A 17244-nucleotide genomic window follows, 5' to 3' on the forward strand; every position below is an offset into this window, starting at 1 on the left:
CTTTTTCAGTTCAGCTGAGATCGGTTTGGGGGCGGGCCGGGATGGGCAGATCCGACTGGGTCGGCCGATACAGGCCGCGGCTCGCGATGTAGTGTGCCACGCCGGACGGCAGCTGGTCATCTGCCGGTTGTCCGGCAGCCAGGCGTTGGCGTAGGGCGGTGGAGGAGAGGTCGACGGCAAGCGTCTGGTCGATCCACATGCGGCCGGAGGGCATGGATTGTATCAGGTCGGTGGATGCCCGCCGCGCGGCGAGCTCTTCCCGCACCGGACCATCGAGTTCGGCGAGGTCGAAACCGGGTCGCGTCGCTACGCAAAGGTGCACGTCGGCGAACAGTTCCTGCCAGCCATGCCAGGTGTGCAGGCGCAGCAACTGGTCGGCACCCATGAGCCAGGCCAGCGAAGCGGTGGGGCCATAGTGCTGGCGCAGTTCGTGCACGGTATCGACTGTGTAGCTGGGGCCCGCGCGATCGACTTCCATGCGGCTGGCATGGACCAGCGCGCGGGTGTCGGACAGCGCCTGCGCGGCCAGTTCGGTCATGGCGAGGCGGTCGGCGGCGGGGGTGACGTCGTCGCCTTTTTGCCATGACTGGCCGGTTGGGATCCAGACCAGTTCATCCAGTTCGAGATGCTCGATGCAAAGCCTGGCCAGCGCCACGTGGCCGATATGGGGCGGATCGAAGGTGCCGCCGAGGATGCCGAGCCGGTAGGGGCGGGCGCCGTTGGTTGCGTCTGCCGCGTTGGCGGTGAGCGGTCGTGCGATGTCGTGTGCCATGGGGTTGCCGTCAGGCCCACTCGCGCACAGGCAGGAAGTCGGTGTACAGCGCGCTTTCCGCGCTGCCCGGCTCCGGCTGCCAGTCGTAGCGCCAGCTTGCCAGCGGCGGCATCGACATCAGGATCGATTCGCTGCGTCCGCCCGATTGCAGCCCGAAATGCGTGCCGCGGTCGAATACCAGGTTGAACTCCACATAGCGGCCACGGCGGTAGGCCTGGAATTCCCGCTCGCGCTCGCCATAGGGCGTGTCCTTGCGCGCCTGCAGGATCGGCAGATAGGCCTCCAGGAATGCATCGCCCACGGATTGCATCATGGCAAAGCTGCGATCGAAGCCCAGCGCGGAGAAGTCATCGAAGAAGATGCCGCCAATGCCGCGCGCTTCGCCCCGGTGCTTGAGGAAGAAGTACTCGTCGCACCATTGCTTGAAGCGCGGATAGAGTTCGCCGCCATAGGGCGCGAGCGCATCGCGGCAGGTGACGTGGAAGTGCGTGCAGTCTTCGGCGTTGCCGTAGTACGGCGTCAGATCCATGCCGCCGCCAAACCACCAGACCGGCTCTGCTCCTTCCTTCACCGCCATCAGGCAGCGCACGTTCATGTGCACGGTCGGGACATAGGGATTGCGCGGGTGGAACACCAGCGAGACGCCCAGCGCCTCGAAGCCGCGGCCGGCCAGCTCGGGCCGGTTGGCCGTGGCCGAGGGCGGCAACGCGTCGCCGCGCACATGCGAGAAGCCCACGCCGGCGCGCTCCATCACGGCGCCACCTTCCAGGATACGGGTGCGGCCGCTGCCGCGCAGGCGCTCGGTGGGCGGCTTCTCCCAGGCATCGGTGGAAAACGCCTTGCCGTCGATGGCGGCGACAGCGTCGGTGATACGGTCTTGCAGACCGAGCAGATAGGCACGGACTGCCTGGGAATCGATCATGGTGTGCGGGCGGGTGGCCGGAGCGGTGACGGCCGGGCAGGTCAGTCAACCTGCCCGGCCGTCATGGCGATGTCATGATTGTACTGGCTGGGACAACACTTGGCCGGATTCGGCAAATTCAGCACAAAGCGCCGTAAAGGGCCAAGAAATCGTAGCGAGCGGCCCGCCGTGGGCCGCGCAGCAGATCTATTCGTCCCTTTACCGTTTGATGGCGCGGTAGCCGATGTCGGTGCGGTACTGCATGCCATCGAAGTGGATCTTCTCGGCCGCGCTGTAGGCCGCGCGTTGCGCTGCCTTGACGGTATCCGCCAGCCCCACCACGCACAGGACACGGCCGCCCGTGGTCAGCAGGGTGCCGTCCTTGAGCGTGGTGCCGGCGTGGAAGGTCACGCTTTCCTCGGTTTCGGCCGGGATGCCGGTAATGGCGTCGCCCTTGCGCGGAGCGTCGGGATAGCCGTAAGCGGCCATCACCACGCCCAGCGCGGTGCGGCGGTCCCAGTCCAGCTCGATCTCGTCGAGCTTGCCGGTGACGGCGTGCTCCATCACGTCGACCAGGTCGGTCTTCAGGCGGGCCAGGATCGGCTGGGTTTCCGGGTCGCCCATGCGGCAGTTGAATTCCAGCGTCTTGAGGTTGCCTTCGGCGTCGATCATCAGGCCGGCGTAGAGGAAGCCTGTGTAGACGATGCCGTCCTTTTCCATGCCGCGCACGGTCGGCATGATGATCTCGCGCAAGGCGCGGGCATGCAGCGCGGGCGTGACCACCGGCGCCGGCGAATACGCGCCCATGCCGCCAGTATTGGGGCCTGCGTCGTGATCGAGCAGGCGCTTGTGGTCCTGGCTGGTAGCCAGTGCGAGGACGTTCCTGCCGTCCACCAGCACGATAAAGCTGGCCTCCTCGCCTTCGAGGAATTCCTCGATCACCACGCGCGCGCCGGCATCGCCGAGGCGGTTGTCGGCCAGCATCATGTCGACCGCGGCGTGCGCTTCTTCCAGCGTGGCGGCAACCACCACGCCCTTGCCGGCGGCCAGGCCGTCGGCCTTGATCACGATCGGCGCGCCCTGCGCGTCGATGTAGGCATGGGCGGCGGCGGCGTCGTTGAAGGTCTGATAGGCGGCGGTCGGGATGCCGTGGCGCTGCATGAACGCCTTGGCGAAATCCTTGGACGATTCCAGCTGGGCCGCCGCTTGCGTGGGGCCGAAGATGCGCAGGCCCTTGGCACGGAAGATATCGACGATGCCGGCCGCCAGCGGCGCCTCGGGGCCGACTACCGTGAAGTGCACGCCCTCGCGCTCGGCAAAGGCGGCCAGCACTTCCGGATCCGTCAGGGGCACGTTCTGCAGACGCTTGTCGAGCGCGGTGCCGCCGTTGCCCGGCGCCACGTACACCACCTGCACCTTGGGCGACTGGGCCAATTTCCAGGCCATCGCGTGTTCACGACCACCCGAGCCGACAACCAATACTTTCATGATCTACTGCCAGAAAAAATTACGCATGCGAAGTGCGAAAAGCGGCAGCCATGGCCTGTCGGGCCGCGCTGCCGCCGTGAGGCGAGGTCTTGCCCGATCCCCGCCTTATTCCTCGATCACCGCGTTGGTGAAGACTTCCTGCACGTCGTCCAGGTTTTCCAGGGCGTCGAGCAGCTTTTGCATCTTGACGGCGTCGTCGCCGGAGAAGCTGACTTCGTTCTGCGGCTTCATCGTGACGTCGGCCATCTCGGCCTTGAAACCCGCGGCTTCCAGCGCGGCTTTGACTATGGCGAAATCGTTGGGCGGGCACAGCACTTCGATCGATTCGTCGTCGTTGGTGACGACATCGTCGGCGCCGGCTTCCAGCGCGACTTCCATCAGCTTGTCCTCGGCGGTGCCGGGGGCGAACAGGAACTGGCCGCAGTGGGTGAACATGAACGCCACCGAGCCTTCCGTGCCCATGTTGCCGCCGTTCTTGGAGAAGGCATGGCGCACTTCGGCCACGGTGCGGGTACGGTTGTCGGTGAGGCAGTCGACGATGATGGCCGCGCCGGCCAGGCCGTAGCCCTCGTAGCGGATTTCTTCGTAGTTGGCGCCTTCCAGGCCACCCACGCCGCGCTGGATGGCGCGCTGGATGTTGTCCTTCGGCATGTTCGCGTCCATCGCCTTGTCCATGGACAGGCGCAGGCGCGGGTTGGAATCGGCATCGCCGCCGCCGAGCTTCGCGGCGACGGTGATTTCCTTGATCAGGCGGGTCCAGACCTTGCCGCGCTTGGCGTCAGCGGCGGCTTTCTTGTGTTTGATATTGGCCCATTTTGAGTGACCGGCCATGATTCTCTCCGAAGCGCAAAACGTTTGATGCGCGCGCCCTGACGGCGCGCGCCGGCCGTGCCGGGCGAACAACGGGTGATCGGCGGCACGGCTGGATGGTGTGGTGTGTCTGTGAGCCGGCCTGGGGGCTGGCTATAATCAGCCCAGCATTTTATCACGCGGCCCCGCCGCCGCCGGTCCCCCGATCACGGGGGGCGGCGCGCGGGCGGGGACGGTCGCGGCGATGCCGCTGTGCTGCCTGCCAACCAGAGAAACCATGGCCGAACCCATCCTCATCGCCAAGAACGCCGAGCTCGAACTTGCCCTGCTGCCCGAGATGGGCAACCGGCACGGCCTGATCACCGGCGCCACCGGCACCGGCAAGACCGTGACGCTGCAAAGCCTGGCCCAGGGTTTTTCGCGGCTGGGCGTGCCGGTCTTCATGGCCGACGTCAAAGGTGACCTGACCGGCATCTCCCAGCCGGGCAAGCTCTCCGACAAGCTCAAGGCGCGCCTGGCGGACCTGGGCCTGCCCGAGCCGGTGTGGGGCGCCTGCCCTACCACGCTGTGGGACGTCTTCGGGCAGAAGGGCCATCCCGTGCGGGCGACGGTCTCGCATATGGGGCCGCTGCTGCTGTCGCGCATGCTGGACCTCAACGACACCCAGCAGGGCGTGCTTAACCTGGTATTCCGTATCGCCGACGCCAGCGGGCTGTTGCTGCTCGACGCCAAGGACCTGCGCGCCATGCTGCAGTACGTGGGCGACAACGCCGGGCAGTTCACCACCGAATACGGCAATATCTCGGCAGCCTCGATCGGCGCCATCCAGCGCGGCCTGATGGCGCTGGAATCGCAAGGCGCCGATGTGTTCTTCGGCGAGCCCATGCTCAACCTGGATGATTTCATCCAGACCGAGAACGGGCAGGGCGTGGTGAATATCCTGTCCGCTGACAAGCTGCTGAATTCCCCCAAGCTCTACGCCACCTTCCTGTTGTGGCTGCTCTCGGAACTGTTCGAGAAGCTGCCCGAGGCCGGCGATCTCGACAAGCCCAAGCTGGTGTTCTTCTTCGACGAGGCGCACCTGCTGTTCAACGACGCGCCCAAGGGCCTGCTCGACAAGATCGAGCAGGTGGTGCGCCTGATCCGCTCCAAGGGCGTTGGCGTGTATTTTGTCACGCAGAATCCCGCCGATATTCCCGACACCGTGCTGGGGCAGCTCGGCAACCGCGTGCAGCACGCGCTGCGCGCCTTCACGCCGCGCGACCAGAAGGCCGTCAAGGTGGCGGCGACCACCATGCGCGCCAAGCCAGGCCTGGACCTGGAGAAGGCGATCGGGGAACTCGGCGTGGGTGAGGCGCTGGTGTCGCTGCTCGACGCCAAGGGCATTCCCGGTATGACGGAACGTGCCTGGATAATGGCGCCCGGCAGCCGGATCGGCCCCATCACCGATGACGAGCGCAAGCAGTTGCTGGCTGCGTCGCTGGTAGCCGGCACCTACGAGCAGGCGATCGATCGCGAGTCGGCCTACGAGAAACTCAAGGGCCGGGCGGCCGCGCCGGTGTCATCCCCGTCCACCGCCGGCAACGGCGCGCCAGCGCCCACGGCAGGCCAGCCGGAGCAGGCACCCGCGCAGGGTGGCGGCTGGCTCGACCAGGCGGGCGAGATCTTCGGCGGGCTGACCAAGGGCACCGGCAAGACCGGGCGCGGCGATTCCATCCTGGAGTCGATGGCCAAGTCGGCGGCGCGCACGGTCGGCTCGCAAGTCGGGCGCGAACTGATCCGCGGCGTGCTGGGCAGCCTGCTGGGTTCCGGCAAGAAGAAATAGGCGAAAGCCGGACGGCGCCGGCGGCCGGTTCAGCGGCGTTGCGCCGCTGCCTCGTCTTCCCGCATCTTGCGCAGGAACAGCCGGGTGAAGAACCACCCCATGCCAATGATGAAGCCAATGACGCCGAGGCTCATCAGCCCGGTGCTGGTGGTGAACAGGATCTTCAAGGCTGCCATCTGGGTCTCCCTGGTCAGGCACGGCACACCGGATCATGTGCCGTTGCCGCCAGTCTAGGCAGACCCCTCGCCGCGCGGGTTGAGGCGGATCAAGCCGGGCGCAGAGAGCGCGCGGCTCGAGCCGTTTTCAAGGGAACGCTCAGTTCTTGGTCCCGAACAGCCGGTCGCCAGCGTCGCCCAGGCCAGGAATGATGTAGGCGTGCTCATCCAGATGGCTGTCCAGCGAAGCCACGAACAGTTTCACGCCTGGGTGTGCCTTCTGGAACACTTCCACGCCTTCCGGCGCAGCCACCAGCGCGACGAAGGTAATCGAATCGTCCGCCACGCCGCGGCGCTTCAGCACGTCGACCGCGTGCGCGGCGGAATAGCCGGTGGCGACCATCGGATCGCACAGGATAAAGCTGCGGTCTTCCACGTCGGGCAGGCGCACCAGGTATTCCACAGGGCGGTGCTGGTCATCTCGGTAGACACCGATATGGCCGATGCGCGCCGAAGGAATCAGCTCGACCAGGCCGTCGCTCATGCCCACGCCGGCGCGCAGCACTGGCACGATGGTGAGCTTCTTGCCGGCGATCACGGGTGCATCGAGTTCGACCAGCGGCGTCTCGATGTGGCGCGTGGTGAGCGGCAGGTTGCGCGTGATTTCATAGCCCATCAGCAGCGTGATCTCCCGCAGCAGTTCGCGGAATGTGCGCGTGGACGTGTCCTTGTCGCGCATATGGGAGAGCTTGTGCTGGATCAGCGGGTGATCGAGGATGTACAGCTTGGGGAAACGCGGATCTTGCTTCATGGCGGGTAGGCGGCTGGAGTGGGCGCGATGGCCCGGTGCAGCCGGATTGTAATGGATGCGGAGCCGCGCGCCTCCGGCGGTGTCCCGGCCGGAAGCGAGCGGCGCCCGCCGCTCAATCCACCGAGATGCTGGCGCTCTTGGCGACCTTGCCGAATTTCTCGTACTCGGACAGTGTCAGCGACTGCAGTTCCGCCGCGCTCGATCCCTTCGGGTTGAAGCCCGCTTGGACCAGCTTGTCCTTGACGTCCGCATTGCCCAGCGCCTCGACGAAGGCGGCATTGAGCGCCTGCACCACCGGCGCGGGCATGCCGGCGGGCCCGTACACGCCGAACCACGGCTCGACAGCGTACCCAGCCAGGCCGGCCTCGGCCAGCGTCGGCACATTCGGCAGGGCGGGCGAGCGGCTCTTGCCGGCCACGGCCAGCGCGCGCAGCTTGCCGCCCTGGATGTGCGGCAGCGAGGCGGGCAGGTTGTCGAACATCACCTGCACGTGGCCGCCCAGCATATCGTTGATGGCCGGGCTGCTGCCTTTGTATGGCACATGGGTCAGGCCCGCCTGCGTCATCTGCGAGAACATCGCGCCGGCCAGGTGCATCGACGTGCCGGTTCCCGCGGTCGCGTAGGTCAGGCCGGGGTGGGCCTTGGCATAGCTGACCAATTCCGACACGGTTTTCACCGGCAGGCTGTTGCTGACTTCCAGCACGATGGTCGAGGTGCCGAGCAGGCTCACCGCGGTGAAGTCCTTGCGCGGATCGAATGGCACGTGCTTGTAGATATGCGGGTTGAGCGCATTGGTCGAGATCGCGCCGAAACCGATGGTGTAGCCGTCCGGCACGGCCTTGGCGACCGCCTCCATGCCGATATTGCCGCCCGCTCCGGGGCGGTTTTCCACCACCACCGGCTGGCCGAGCTTCTCGGCTACTTTCTGGCCGACGGTGCGCGCGACCAGGTCGGTGGTGCCGCCGGCGGCATAGGGCACGATAAAGCGGATTGGCTTGGCGGGGAAATCCGCGGCGCTGGCGGTGCCGGGCAGCCAACCGGCCGCGAGCGCGGCCGCCGCGGCCACGGCGGCCATCAGCGGATGGGCGCCATGCTGGCCGGTCCTCGGCGCGCGACGATTGCCGCGGAAGGCGAAGCGAGGGGGCACTAGGGAAAGGGCTGCTGCCGTCATGAGTGAATGCTCCTGGTTCTTCTTATTGGGCACGTGTTGCACGCGCCGAGCGGCGAGCTTACGGCAGTTTCAGGATGCCTGCCAGCGGCGGCGTCGCCACCATCCAGTCGAAACCGGAGCCAGACAGCAGAGGGTGCGTTGCATGGCGGATTCCTCAAGGAAGGTGACATCGCCCAACAGCCGCACGCAGGACAATGGGCGCCAGATGCAGTTGACTCTTTTCGAATACAATGGCTCGCGTCTTCAGCGGTCCGCCTTGCCCCCGGCGGCGCGCGGCCCTTCTATCATCCGGCTTTCCCGTGTCCGCATCCCAGCTCTCCAGCACCAGCAGCGTGTCTCCCGCCCAGCCGGCATCGCAGCGCGCCGGCCTTGCCGTGGCCGCCGTCGGCGCCATCCTCTTCTCCGGCAAGGCGATCGTCGCCAAGCTGATGTACCGCTACGACGTCGACGCGGTCATGGTCATCAGCCTGCGCATGCTGTTCGCCGTGCCGCTGTTCATGGCCATCGGCTGGTGGCAGTCGCGCCGGCTGCCGGCGCTGTCCTGGGCCGACCGCGGCCGCATCGTCTTCCTTGGCATCATCGGCTACTACCTGTCGAGCTTCCTCGACTTCCTCGGGCTGCAGTACATCACCGCCGGGCTGGAACGGCTGATCCTGTTCCTGACGCCATCCTTCGTGCTGCTGGCCAGCGCTGTGCTGTTCAAACGCAGCATCAGCACCCGGCAATGGCTGTCCTTGCTGCTTGCCTATATAGGCATCGTGCTGGTTTTCGCGCATGATCTCGACGTGAGCGGCAGCGGCGTGTGGCTCGGTGCCGCGCTGGTGCTCGGTAGCGCACTCACTTATGGCATTTACCTGATTGCCTCGGGCGAACTGGTGCAGCGTATCGGGTCGCTGCGGCTCGTGGCCTATGCGATGTGCGTTTCCACCGCCTGCTGCGTGGTGCAATACCTGGTGCTGGGACGTCCGCTGGCGGCGCTGCTGCAGCCAGCGCCGGTGATGTGGCTGTCGCTGGTCAACTCGGTGTTCTGCACGGTGCTTCCGGTGTCGCTGACCATGGTGGCGGTGGCGCGCATTGGCGCGCCGATGGCGTCGCAGGCGGGCATGCTCGGGCCGGTGTCCACCTTGTTTCTCGGCTTCTGGCTGCTGGGCGAGCCGATCACCGGCGTGCAGCTTGCCGGCAGCGCATTGGTGATGGGCGGGATATATTTACTGTCGGCGCGCCCCGGAGCCAAGGGGCGCGGCGGAGTGAAGGGCACGCAAGATAACAAGCAGGCGGGTGGCCGCCTCGATGACACAAGGAGTCGATGAGATGGATCTAGGATTGCGCGGCAAGCATGCGCTGGTGTGCGGCGCCAGCAAGGGTCTCGGTTTTGCCTGCGCCGATGCGCTGGCTGCCGAAGGCGTGGACGTGGTGATCGTGGCGCGCGGCGCCGAGGCGCTGGAAAAGGCGGCGGCGGACCTGCGCGCGCGCCACGGCCGGCGCGTGGTGCCTGTCGCCACCGACATCACCACCCCGGCGGGGCGCAAGCTGGCGCTGGACGCCGTCGCCAAGCTGGGCGACCTGGACATCCTCGTCAACAACGCGGGCGGGCCGCCGCCGGGCAACTTCCGCGACTGGGACCGTGATACCTGGCTGGCAGCGATCGATGCCAATATGCTGACGCCGATCGAACTGATCAAGGCCACGGTGGACGGCATGATCGCGCGCAAATGGGGCCGCATCGTCAATATCACCAGCGGTGCCGTCAAGGCGCCGATCGACGTGCTCGGGCTGTCCAACGGCGCACGCTCCGGCCTGACCGGCTTCGTCGCCGGGCTGGCGCGCGAAGTGGCGCAGCATGGCGTGACCGTCAACAACCTGCTGCCCGGCCCGTTCAATACCGACCGCCTCTACAAGACCATGGAAGGCGGCGCCAAGCAGGCCGGCCTGTCCGTCGAGGAAGTCGCGCAGCGCCGCGCCGCGCAGAACCCGAGCCGCCGCTTCGGCGAACCGGCCGAGTTCGGCGCCACCTGTGCCTTCCTGTGCAGCCGCTATGCGGCCTACATGACCGGGCAGAACATCCTGCTCGACGGCGGCGCTTACCCCGGCACGTTCTGAGCGCCTGCCCCCCCTCCGGGCGGTGGCAGTGCCGCCGCCCGGCGTGTTTCCCGCCGGGCCGCACCGGCCCGGCCTTTGCTGACTGGCCAGGATGACGCCGATGACTCTCCCCCGTATCGCGCTGATCGCGCACGACCACAAGAAAGATGACATCGTGGCCTTTGCCGGCCGCCATCGCGATTTCCTGGCGCGCTGTGAACTGCTGGCAACCGGCACCACGGGCGGCCGCCTGAGCGACGAAATCGGCCTCACGGTGACGCGCCTGCTGTCCGGACCCTGGGGCGGCGACCTGCAGATCGGCGCGCAACTGGCCGAGGGCCGCGTCGGCGTGGTGATCTTCCTGCGCGATCCCATGACGTCGCAGCCGCATGAACCCGATATCAATGCACTGGTGCGCGCCTGCGACGTGCACAACGTGCCTTGCGCCACCAACGTGGCGACCGCCGAGCTGTTGATTGCGGAGCTGCGGCGTATATACCCGGAGCCGGGCAAGCCGGCCTGATCGTTTCCGCGCGGACCGCGCATGGACATCGCTTGCCGACGCGCATCGACAAGCATCGACAAGCATCAACAGGAACAGGAGCGAGACATGAGCAAGGCCATCCGCATTTTCGAGACCGGCGGCCCCGAGGTGATGCAGTGGGTCGACGTCGAGGTCGGGAATCCCGGCCCCGGCGAGGTTCGCGTGCGGCACGAGGCGGTCGGCCTCAACTACATCGACGTTTATTTCCGCACGGGGCTGTACAAGCAGCCGCTGCCGGGCGGCCTCGGCATGGAAGGCGCCGGCGTGGTGGAAGCCGTGGGCGATGGCGTGCGGCACCTCAGCGTGGGCGACCGTGTCGCCTATGCCGGCCGTCCCACGGGTGCGTATGCCCAGGTACGGGTGATGCCGGCCGATATCGTGGTGCGCCTGCCCGATGCCATCTCGTTCGAGCAGGGCGCGGCGATGATGCTGCAGGGCCTGACCACGCAATACCTGGTGCGCGACAGCTACCGGGTGCAGCCGGGCGATACGGTGCTGCTGCACGCCGCCGCGGGCGGGGTTGGCCTGATCGCCAGCCAGTGGCTCAAGGCACTGGGCGCCACGGTGATCGGCACCGCCGGCAGTGACGAAAAAGCCGCGCTGGCGCGCGCGCATGGCTGCGACCACACCATCGTCTATACCCGCGAATCGTTCGTGGACAGGGTCAGGGAAATCACCGGCGGCAAGGGCGTCGCGGCGGTCTACGATTCAGTCGGCAAGGATACCTTCAATGGCTCGCTGGATTGCCTGAAGCCGCGCGGCACCCTGGTGGTGTTCGGCAATGCGTCGGGTCCGGTGCCGCCGTTCGATCTCTCGGTGCTGGGCAACAAAGGCTCGCTGCGCGTCACGCGGCCGACGCTGATGACTTATGTGGTGCACCGCGAACTGCTCGAGCCGATGGCGGCCGAACTGTTCGAAATGGTGACCAGCGGCCGGGTCCGGATCGAGGTGCGCCAGCGCTATGCGCTGGCGGATGTGGCACAGGCGCATCGCGATCTCGAAGGCCGCAAGACCACCGGCACCACGATCCTGCTGCCCTGAGCGGCGCGCGCTAGCGGGCGCGCACCGTAGTGGCGCCGGCGCGCGCCTCGGCCTGCCGCAGCACATGCGGCGGCAGGCGCTTGAGCATGAAGTGCACCGCCAGCGGAATCAGCACCACGTCGTCCACGATGCCTAGGCCGAGGATAAAGTCGGGAATCAGGTCGATGGGCGAAATGGCGTAGAGCACCAGGCCGAACGTAGCCGGCCGCAGCCAGGGCGGCGCGTCGGGATGGCGCAGCGCGAACCACAGCAGGCGGCCGTCGCGCCTCAGCAGCGTCCACAGTGCTGAAAATCGTTTCCACATGAGAAGCCTCCCTCACTTTTCACTTGCGACGTGGCCAGGTTGGGCCACTCGCAGATAGCTTGGGCCAATCCACGGGGCTTCAAGTTCCGTAGGGGGAGTCCGGGCAGGGGAGGACTTCGGGGAGGAGCGGCGGGGCCTGGCAGGCGACCCGCCGCCGTGCCGGCATTCCCGCGGGTGCGGGATGCCAGTACAGTTTGAACCGGTGCTTACGTTCAGCCCGGGATCTTGCCTTCCACGCCTTCGACGTAGAACTTGATGCCATGCAGGAAGCCATCGTCGGCGACCTGGTCCTTGGCCAGTTGCTCCTTGCCGGTGTTGTCCTTGAGCGGACCCTTCCAGATCGGCGCGGAACCGTCGGCCACGCCCTTCTTGCGCTCTTCCACCAGTGCCTTGACGTCATCCGGCACCACGGCGTTGAAGCCCTTCAGGTCAATCATGCCTTCCTTCAGGCCCCACCACGTGGTGCTGTTTTTCCACTGGTTGGCCAGTACGTCGCCCACCACCTTGTTGTAGTAGACGCCCCACGAAATCACCGAGGCGGCCAGGTGGGCCTTCTCGCCGAACTTGCTCATGTCGCTGTCCCAGCCGAAGGCGTACACGCCCTTTTCCTGCGCGGTCTGCACCACGGCGGCGGAGTCGGTGTTCTGCATCAGCATGTCCACGCCCTGGCCGATCAGCGTGGTGGCGGCTTCGCGCTCCTTGCCCGGATCGAACCACTTGTTCACCCACACCACCTTGACGGTCGCCTTGGGATTCACGCTGCGCGCGCCCAGGGTGAACGAGTCGATATTGCGGATCACCTCGGGGATGGGCACCGATGCCACCACGCCCATCTTGCCGGTCTTGCTCATCTTGCCGGCGACCACGCCAGCCAGGTAAGCGCCTTCATAGGTGCGTACGTCGTACTGCGCCAGGTTGTCTGCGGTCTTGAAGCCGGTCGCGTGCTCGAACTTCACGTCCGGGAATTCCTTGGCCACCTTGAGCATCGATTCCATGTAGCCGAAGGTCGTGCCGAAGATGAGCTTGTTGCCTTGCGCGGCGAGGTCGCGGAACACGCGTTCGGCATCGGCGGCGGATTCAGGCACGTTCTCGACGAAGGTGGTCTTTACCTTGTCGCCGTACTTTTCTTCCACGGCCTTGCGTCCGGCGTCATGGGCGTAGGTCCAGCCCGCGTCGCCAACCGGGCCGATATAGACGAAGGCAACCTTCAGCGGTTCGGCCTTCTGCTCGGCGGCGGGGGCGGAAGCCGGGGCGGCGCTTTCCGCCGGCTTTTCCGCTTCCTTCTTGCCGCAGCCCGCGAGGGCCAGCACGGCGGTGGCGGCCAGTGCGGCGAGGGTTTTCCTGCGCGTGACGATCATGATTTCTCCTTGTAATGACCTGGGTACTGATTCTTTGACTAAGGTTGCAACTGTGGCTCTGGTAACGGGGGTTTTCAGCGTGAGGTCTCTGGCGGACTTCTGAAAATCGGGCAAGGCGACGCGGCCCGGCAAGGCGCCGGGCCGCAATCGAAACGGTCAGGCAACACCCGGGCGGAAGGGTTTGCCCAGCGAGGCTGGCATGTTCAGGCGGATCCACGCCGGATTGCGCGAGATCAGCGCCAGCACGACGATGGTGGCCGCATAGGGCAGCATCGACAGGATCTGCGACGGCATCGACACACCGATCCCTTGCAGGTAGAACTGCAGGATGGTGACGCCGCCGAACAACCAGGCCCCGGCCCAAACGCGGCCGGGCCGCCAGGTGGCGAAGGTGGTCAGCGCCAGCGCGATCCAGCCGCGTCCCGCCACCAGGTTCTCCACCCACATCGGCGTGTACACCAGCGACAGGTAGGCCCCGGCCAGCCCGCAGCAGGCACCGCCGAACAGCAGCGCGCCAAAGCGGATCAGCCGCACGGGATAGCCCAGTGCGTGTGCTGATTCCGGCGACTCGCCGATCGCGCGCAGGGTCAGCCCGGCGCGCGTGCGGAACAGGAACCACATGATGGCGCCGCACAGGAATAGGCTGAAATACACCATCCAGTGCTGCTGGAAGAAAGCCGGCCCGAAGAACGGGATATCAGCCAGGAAAGGAATCGACCTGGCCTGCGACGGCATGGCGAAACCGACGAAGCGCTGGCCCATGAAGGCCGACAGCCCGGTGCCGAAGATCGACAGCGCCAGGCCGGTGGCCACCTGGTTGGTGGCCAGCACCAGCGCCAGCCACGAGAACAGCGTGGCCATCAGCATGCCGGCGAGCGCGCCGGCGGCAAAGCCGAGCATCGGCGACTGCGTCTGGTAGCCGACCATGAAGCCAAATGCGGCGGCCACTAGCATCATGCCTTCGGCCCCCAGGTTGAGCACGCCGGAGCGTTCGTTGATCAGCAGGCCGAGCGCGGCCAGCAGCAGGGGCGTGCCGGCGTTGATCGCCGTGGCGATAAGAGGGGCGAATTGTTCCATATCGTGTGGGCTCCGCTCAGGCGGCCTTGGCGCGCCAGCGCAGGCGGTTGTCGATCAGCGTATCGCTGGCCAGCAGGAAGAACAGCAGCATGCCCTGGAACACCGAGCCGATCGCCGAAGGCAGGCCCAGCCGGGACTGGGCCATTTCGCCGCCGATATAGAACAGCGACATGACGATGCCCCCGAACACGGTGCCCACCGGATGCAGGCGGCCGACGAAGGCCACGATGATCGCGGTGAAGCCATAGCCGGGCGAGATCGACGGCAGCAACTGCCCGATCGGGCCGGTCACTTCGAAGGCGCCCGCCAGGCCGGCGGTGCCGCCCGAGATCATCAGCGCGCTCCACAGCGAGCGGCGTGCCGAGAAGCCCGCATAGCGCGCCGCCGCCGGCGCGGTGCCGCCCACCTGCAGCCGGTAGCCCGCGAAGCTGCGGAAGATGAAGACGGTCATCACCACCACCAGCACCAGCATCACCGCAAAGCCCGCGTGCAGGCGCGAGCCCGACAGCAGGTTCGGCAGCAGGAATTCGCTGGAGAACACCTTGGACTGCGGGAAGTTCATGCCGTTGGGATCCTTCAGCGGACCATTGACCACGTACAGCATCAGCTGCTGCGCGATATAGGTCAGCATCAGCGACACCAGGATCTCGTTGGCGTTGAACTTGTCCTTGAGCGCCGCGGTGATCGACGCCCAGAACATGCCGCCGACTACGCCGGCCAGCGATGCCAGCACCAGCACCACGGTGCCGTTGACGCCATTGCCGGGCACGTCGAAGTACAGCACCGTGGCGCCGGCGAAGATACCGCCGAGGATCAGCTGGCCGTCGGCGCCGATATTCCAGATATTGGCGCGGTAGCACACGGAAAGGCCGAGCGCGCACAGCACCAGCGGTACGGTCTTGAGCAGCACCTCGCCGATGGCGCGGCGGTCCTTGAGCGGATCGACCAGGAAGACCTTGAGCGCGGCCACCGGATCCTTGCCGAGCAGCAGGAAGAGCAGGGCACCGAAGGCCAGCGTCAGGGCCAGCGCAATGAACGGGGAAGCGTAGGCCATGCGCCGCGAGGGCAGCCCGCGTGGCGCCAGCGACACGGGCGAGCGAAACAGGAAATCAGCCATGGAGCGCGGCCTCCTGTTGTTCGCGACGGCCGCCTGGCCCGCCTTCCCACAAGCCGCTCATCCACAGCCCGACCTGTTCGCGCGTGGCGTCCTGGGTGGGGATCGACGGAGACAGCCGGCCCTTGGCGATCACGTGCAGGCGATCGCAGATGGCGAACAGTTCGTCCAGTTCCTCGGACACCACCAGCAAGGCGCAGCCGGTGGCCTTGAGCGCCAGCAACTCGTTGTGGATCTGCGCGGCGGCGCCAACGTCCACGCCCCAGGTCGGCTGGGCCACGATCAACACCTTGGGGCCGCTCTCTATCTCGCGGCCGACGATGAATTTCTGCAGGTTGCCGCCCGACAGGCTCTTGGCCAGCGCGTCCGGCCCGCTTGCCTTGACGCGGAAGCGGCCGATCACGGCTTGCGCCAGCCCGGCCGCCGCCCTGGGCGAAATCATGCCGCGCAGCACATAGGGCGCGGACTGGTGCGAAAGCAGGATATTGGCCGCCAGGCTCATGCCCGGGACGGCGCCGCGGCCCAGGCGCTCTTCCGGCACGAAGGCCAGGCCGGCGCGGCGGCGCTGGCGAGCGTCCAGCTTGCCCACCGGCTTGCCGTCCAGCGCAATGGCGTTGCGTTCTGCGCGGCCGTCCTCGCCCGACAGCGCGGCCAGCAATTCCTGCTGGCCGTTGCCGGACACACCGGCGATGCCGACGATTTCGCCGGCATGCAGATCCAGCGAGATGCCGGACAGCTCCGTGGCGAAGGCATGCGCGCGCGGCAGGGACAGTTCGCGCACCGCCAGCCGGCACGCGCCGGGTTCGGTCTGCACGCGCGCTTCGCGCGGCGGCTCGCCGCCGATCATCAGGCGCGACAGCGAAGCCGCGCTCTCCTGGCGCGGATCGCACACGCCGGTGACACGGCCCATGCGCATCACCGTGGCGCTATGGCAAAGATCGCGGATCTCGTCGAGCTTGTGGCTGATGTAGAGGATGCTGGTGCCTTCCGCGGCGAGCTGGCGCAGCGTGACGAACAGCGTCTGCACCGCCTGCGGCGTCAGCACGGAAGTGGGCTCGTCCAGGATCAGCAGCTGCGGTTTCGCCAGCAGCGCGCGCACGATCTCCACGCGCTGGCGCTCGCCCACCGACAAGGTGTGCACATGGCGGTTGGGCTCCAGCGGCAGGCCGTAACGCTCGGCCGTCTCGCGGATCTGCTCGGCCAACTGTTTCATGTTGGTGGCGCCGGCGCCCTTGCTTGCCCTGGGCAGGCCGAGCGCGATGTTCTCGGTGACGGTCAGCGTATCGAACAGCGAGAAGTGCTGGAACACCATGGCGATGCCCAGGTTGCGGGCATCGTGCGGATTGTGGATGGCGGCGGGGGCACCGTTGAAGTGCATATCGCCGGCATCGGGTTTGACCGCGCCAAAGATGATCTTCATCAGGGTGGACTTGCCGGCGCCGTTCTCGCCGAGCACGGCGTGGATTTCGCCGGGGGCGACGACGAGGGACACATCGTCGTTGGCGGTCACACCGGGGTAGCGCTTGCTGATATGGGCAAGCGCCAGCCTTGGGGTTGTACTTAAGGTCACTGAGGCGGCTCGAGTTGTTATGGCAGCAACGTGGATCAATGTTCGTATCGGGCAGCACCTCCTGCAGTGCGTGGGGCAGGATCGCCGTTACGCATTGCAGCAACCATCATTGGCCGGTGATGCCGTTTATTAACCGTGGATTATATAAGTGTGCAGGGTTCGGACGGCCTGTCCAGGACAGTTTTCTCGGCCCCGCAATGGATACAGGCAGGTTGCAAGTCGCA

The 17244-nt window shown here is 66.6% G+C and carries 17 protein-coding genes; 5 read left to right on the forward strand and 12 right to left on the reverse strand.

The window, feature by feature from the left end:
- Window positions 1–10: 10 nt before the first annotated feature.
- The 4 genes from ACZY0R_RS20505 to ACZY0R_RS20520 form a co-directional block, all read right to left on the reverse strand.
- Window positions 11–772, reverse strand: a complete 762-nt coding sequence (locus tag ACZY0R_RS20505) for a nicotinate-nucleotide adenylyltransferase (protein WP_488860784.1) — start codon at window positions 770–772, stop codon at window positions 11–13.
- A 10-nt stretch (window positions 773–782) separates the two neighbouring features.
- The gene (gene hemF, locus ACZY0R_RS20510; RefSeq protein WP_045238654.1) at window positions 783–1694 is read right to left on the reverse strand and encodes an oxygen-dependent coproporphyrinogen oxidase; all 912 of its coding nucleotides are present in this window, start codon (window positions 1692–1694) and stop codon (window positions 783–785) included.
- A gap of 198 nt (window positions 1695–1892) precedes the next feature.
- Entirely contained in the window at window positions 1893–3161 is a 1269-nt protein-coding gene (gene purD, locus ACZY0R_RS20515) for a phosphoribosylamine--glycine ligase (protein ID WP_035859419.1), read from the reverse strand.
- Window positions 3162–3266: 105 nt separating this feature from the next.
- A complete protein-coding gene (locus ACZY0R_RS20520; protein WP_488860786.1) occupies window positions 3267–3992 on the reverse strand; it encodes a YebC/PmpR family DNA-binding transcriptional regulator in 726 nt (241 codons plus the stop codon).
- A 256-nt stretch (window positions 3993–4248) separates the two neighbouring features.
- Here ACZY0R_RS20520 and ACZY0R_RS20525 point away from each other — a divergent pair, with 256 nt between their 5' ends.
- On the forward strand, window positions 4249–5796 hold the full coding sequence (locus ACZY0R_RS20525) for a helicase HerA-like C-terminal domain-containing protein (protein WP_488860788.1): 1548 nt from the start codon (window positions 4249–4251) through the stop codon (window positions 5794–5796).
- 29 nt (window positions 5797–5825) lie between these two features.
- On the opposite strand, the gene ACZY0R_RS20530 is transcribed toward ACZY0R_RS20525, so the two are convergent.
- From ACZY0R_RS20530 to ACZY0R_RS20540, 3 genes are all read right to left on the reverse strand, one after another.
- The gene (locus ACZY0R_RS20530; RefSeq protein WP_082094918.1) at window positions 5826–5972 is read right to left on the reverse strand and encodes a DUF3149 domain-containing protein; all 147 of its coding nucleotides are present in this window, start codon (window positions 5970–5972) and stop codon (window positions 5826–5828) included.
- Between the two features lie 139 nt (window positions 5973–6111).
- Window positions 6112–6762, reverse strand: coding sequence for a uracil phosphoribosyltransferase (gene upp, locus ACZY0R_RS20535; protein WP_045238650.1), 651 nt, complete (start codon window positions 6760–6762; stop codon window positions 6112–6114).
- Window positions 6763–6874: 112 nt separating this feature from the next.
- A complete protein-coding gene (locus ACZY0R_RS20540) occupies window positions 6875–7837 on the reverse strand; it encodes a Bug family tripartite tricarboxylate transporter substrate binding protein (protein ID WP_488866072.1) in 963 nt (320 codons plus the stop codon).
- Between the two features lie 428 nt (window positions 7838–8265).
- Between ACZY0R_RS20540 and ACZY0R_RS20545 the strand changes: the two genes are divergently transcribed.
- The 4 genes from ACZY0R_RS20545 (at window position 8266) to ACZY0R_RS20560 (ending at window position 11597) form a co-directional block, all read left to right on the forward strand.
- On the forward strand, window positions 8266–9243 hold the full coding sequence (locus ACZY0R_RS20545) for a DMT family transporter (protein ID WP_488866074.1): 978 nt from the start codon (window positions 8266–8268) through the stop codon (window positions 9241–9243).
- A 1-nt stretch (window position 9244) separates the two neighbouring features.
- On the forward strand, window positions 9245–10033 hold the full coding sequence (locus tag ACZY0R_RS20550; protein WP_488860790.1) for an SDR family oxidoreductase: 789 nt from the start codon (window positions 9245–9247) through the stop codon (window positions 10031–10033).
- 100 nt (window positions 10034–10133) lie between these two features.
- On the forward strand, window positions 10134–10535 hold the full coding sequence (locus ACZY0R_RS20555) for a methylglyoxal synthase (RefSeq protein ID WP_488860792.1): 402 nt from the start codon (window positions 10134–10136) through the stop codon (window positions 10533–10535).
- Between the two features lie 87 nt (window positions 10536–10622).
- On the forward strand, window positions 10623–11597 hold the full coding sequence (locus tag ACZY0R_RS20560; protein ID WP_488860794.1) for a quinone oxidoreductase family protein: 975 nt from the start codon (window positions 10623–10625) through the stop codon (window positions 11595–11597).
- 10 nt (window positions 11598–11607) lie between these two features.
- Here ACZY0R_RS20560 and ACZY0R_RS20565 read toward each other — a convergent pair whose 3' ends face one another.
- The 5 genes from ACZY0R_RS20565 to ACZY0R_RS20585 form a co-directional block, all read right to left on the reverse strand.
- Window positions 11608–11901: a YkvA family protein gene (locus ACZY0R_RS20565; protein WP_045238646.1), complete on the reverse strand. Its 294-nt coding sequence runs from the start codon at window positions 11899–11901 to the stop codon at window positions 11608–11610.
- 212 nt (window positions 11902–12113) lie between these two features.
- Entirely contained in the window at window positions 12114–13259 is a 1146-nt protein-coding gene (locus ACZY0R_RS20570) for a BMP family ABC transporter substrate-binding protein (RefSeq protein ID WP_488860796.1), read from the reverse strand.
- 156 nt (window positions 13260–13415) lie between these two features.
- The gene (locus ACZY0R_RS20575; protein ID WP_045238644.1) at window positions 13416–14336 is read right to left on the reverse strand and encodes an ABC transporter permease; all 921 of its coding nucleotides are present in this window, start codon (window positions 14334–14336) and stop codon (window positions 13416–13418) included.
- A gap of 16 nt (window positions 14337–14352) precedes the next feature.
- Window positions 14353–15453, reverse strand: coding sequence for an ABC transporter permease (locus ACZY0R_RS20580; protein WP_035859439.1), 1101 nt, complete (start codon window positions 15451–15453; stop codon window positions 14353–14355).
- Window positions 15446–17020, reverse strand: coding sequence for an ABC transporter ATP-binding protein (locus tag ACZY0R_RS20585; protein ID WP_488860799.1), 1575 nt, complete (start codon window positions 17018–17020; stop codon window positions 15446–15448). Before ACZY0R_RS20585 ends, ACZY0R_RS20580 begins: the two co-directional genes overlap by 8 nt.
- Window positions 17021–17244 lie beyond the last annotated feature (224 nt).

This window comes from Cupriavidus sp. F041 (genome assembly GCF_057814235.1).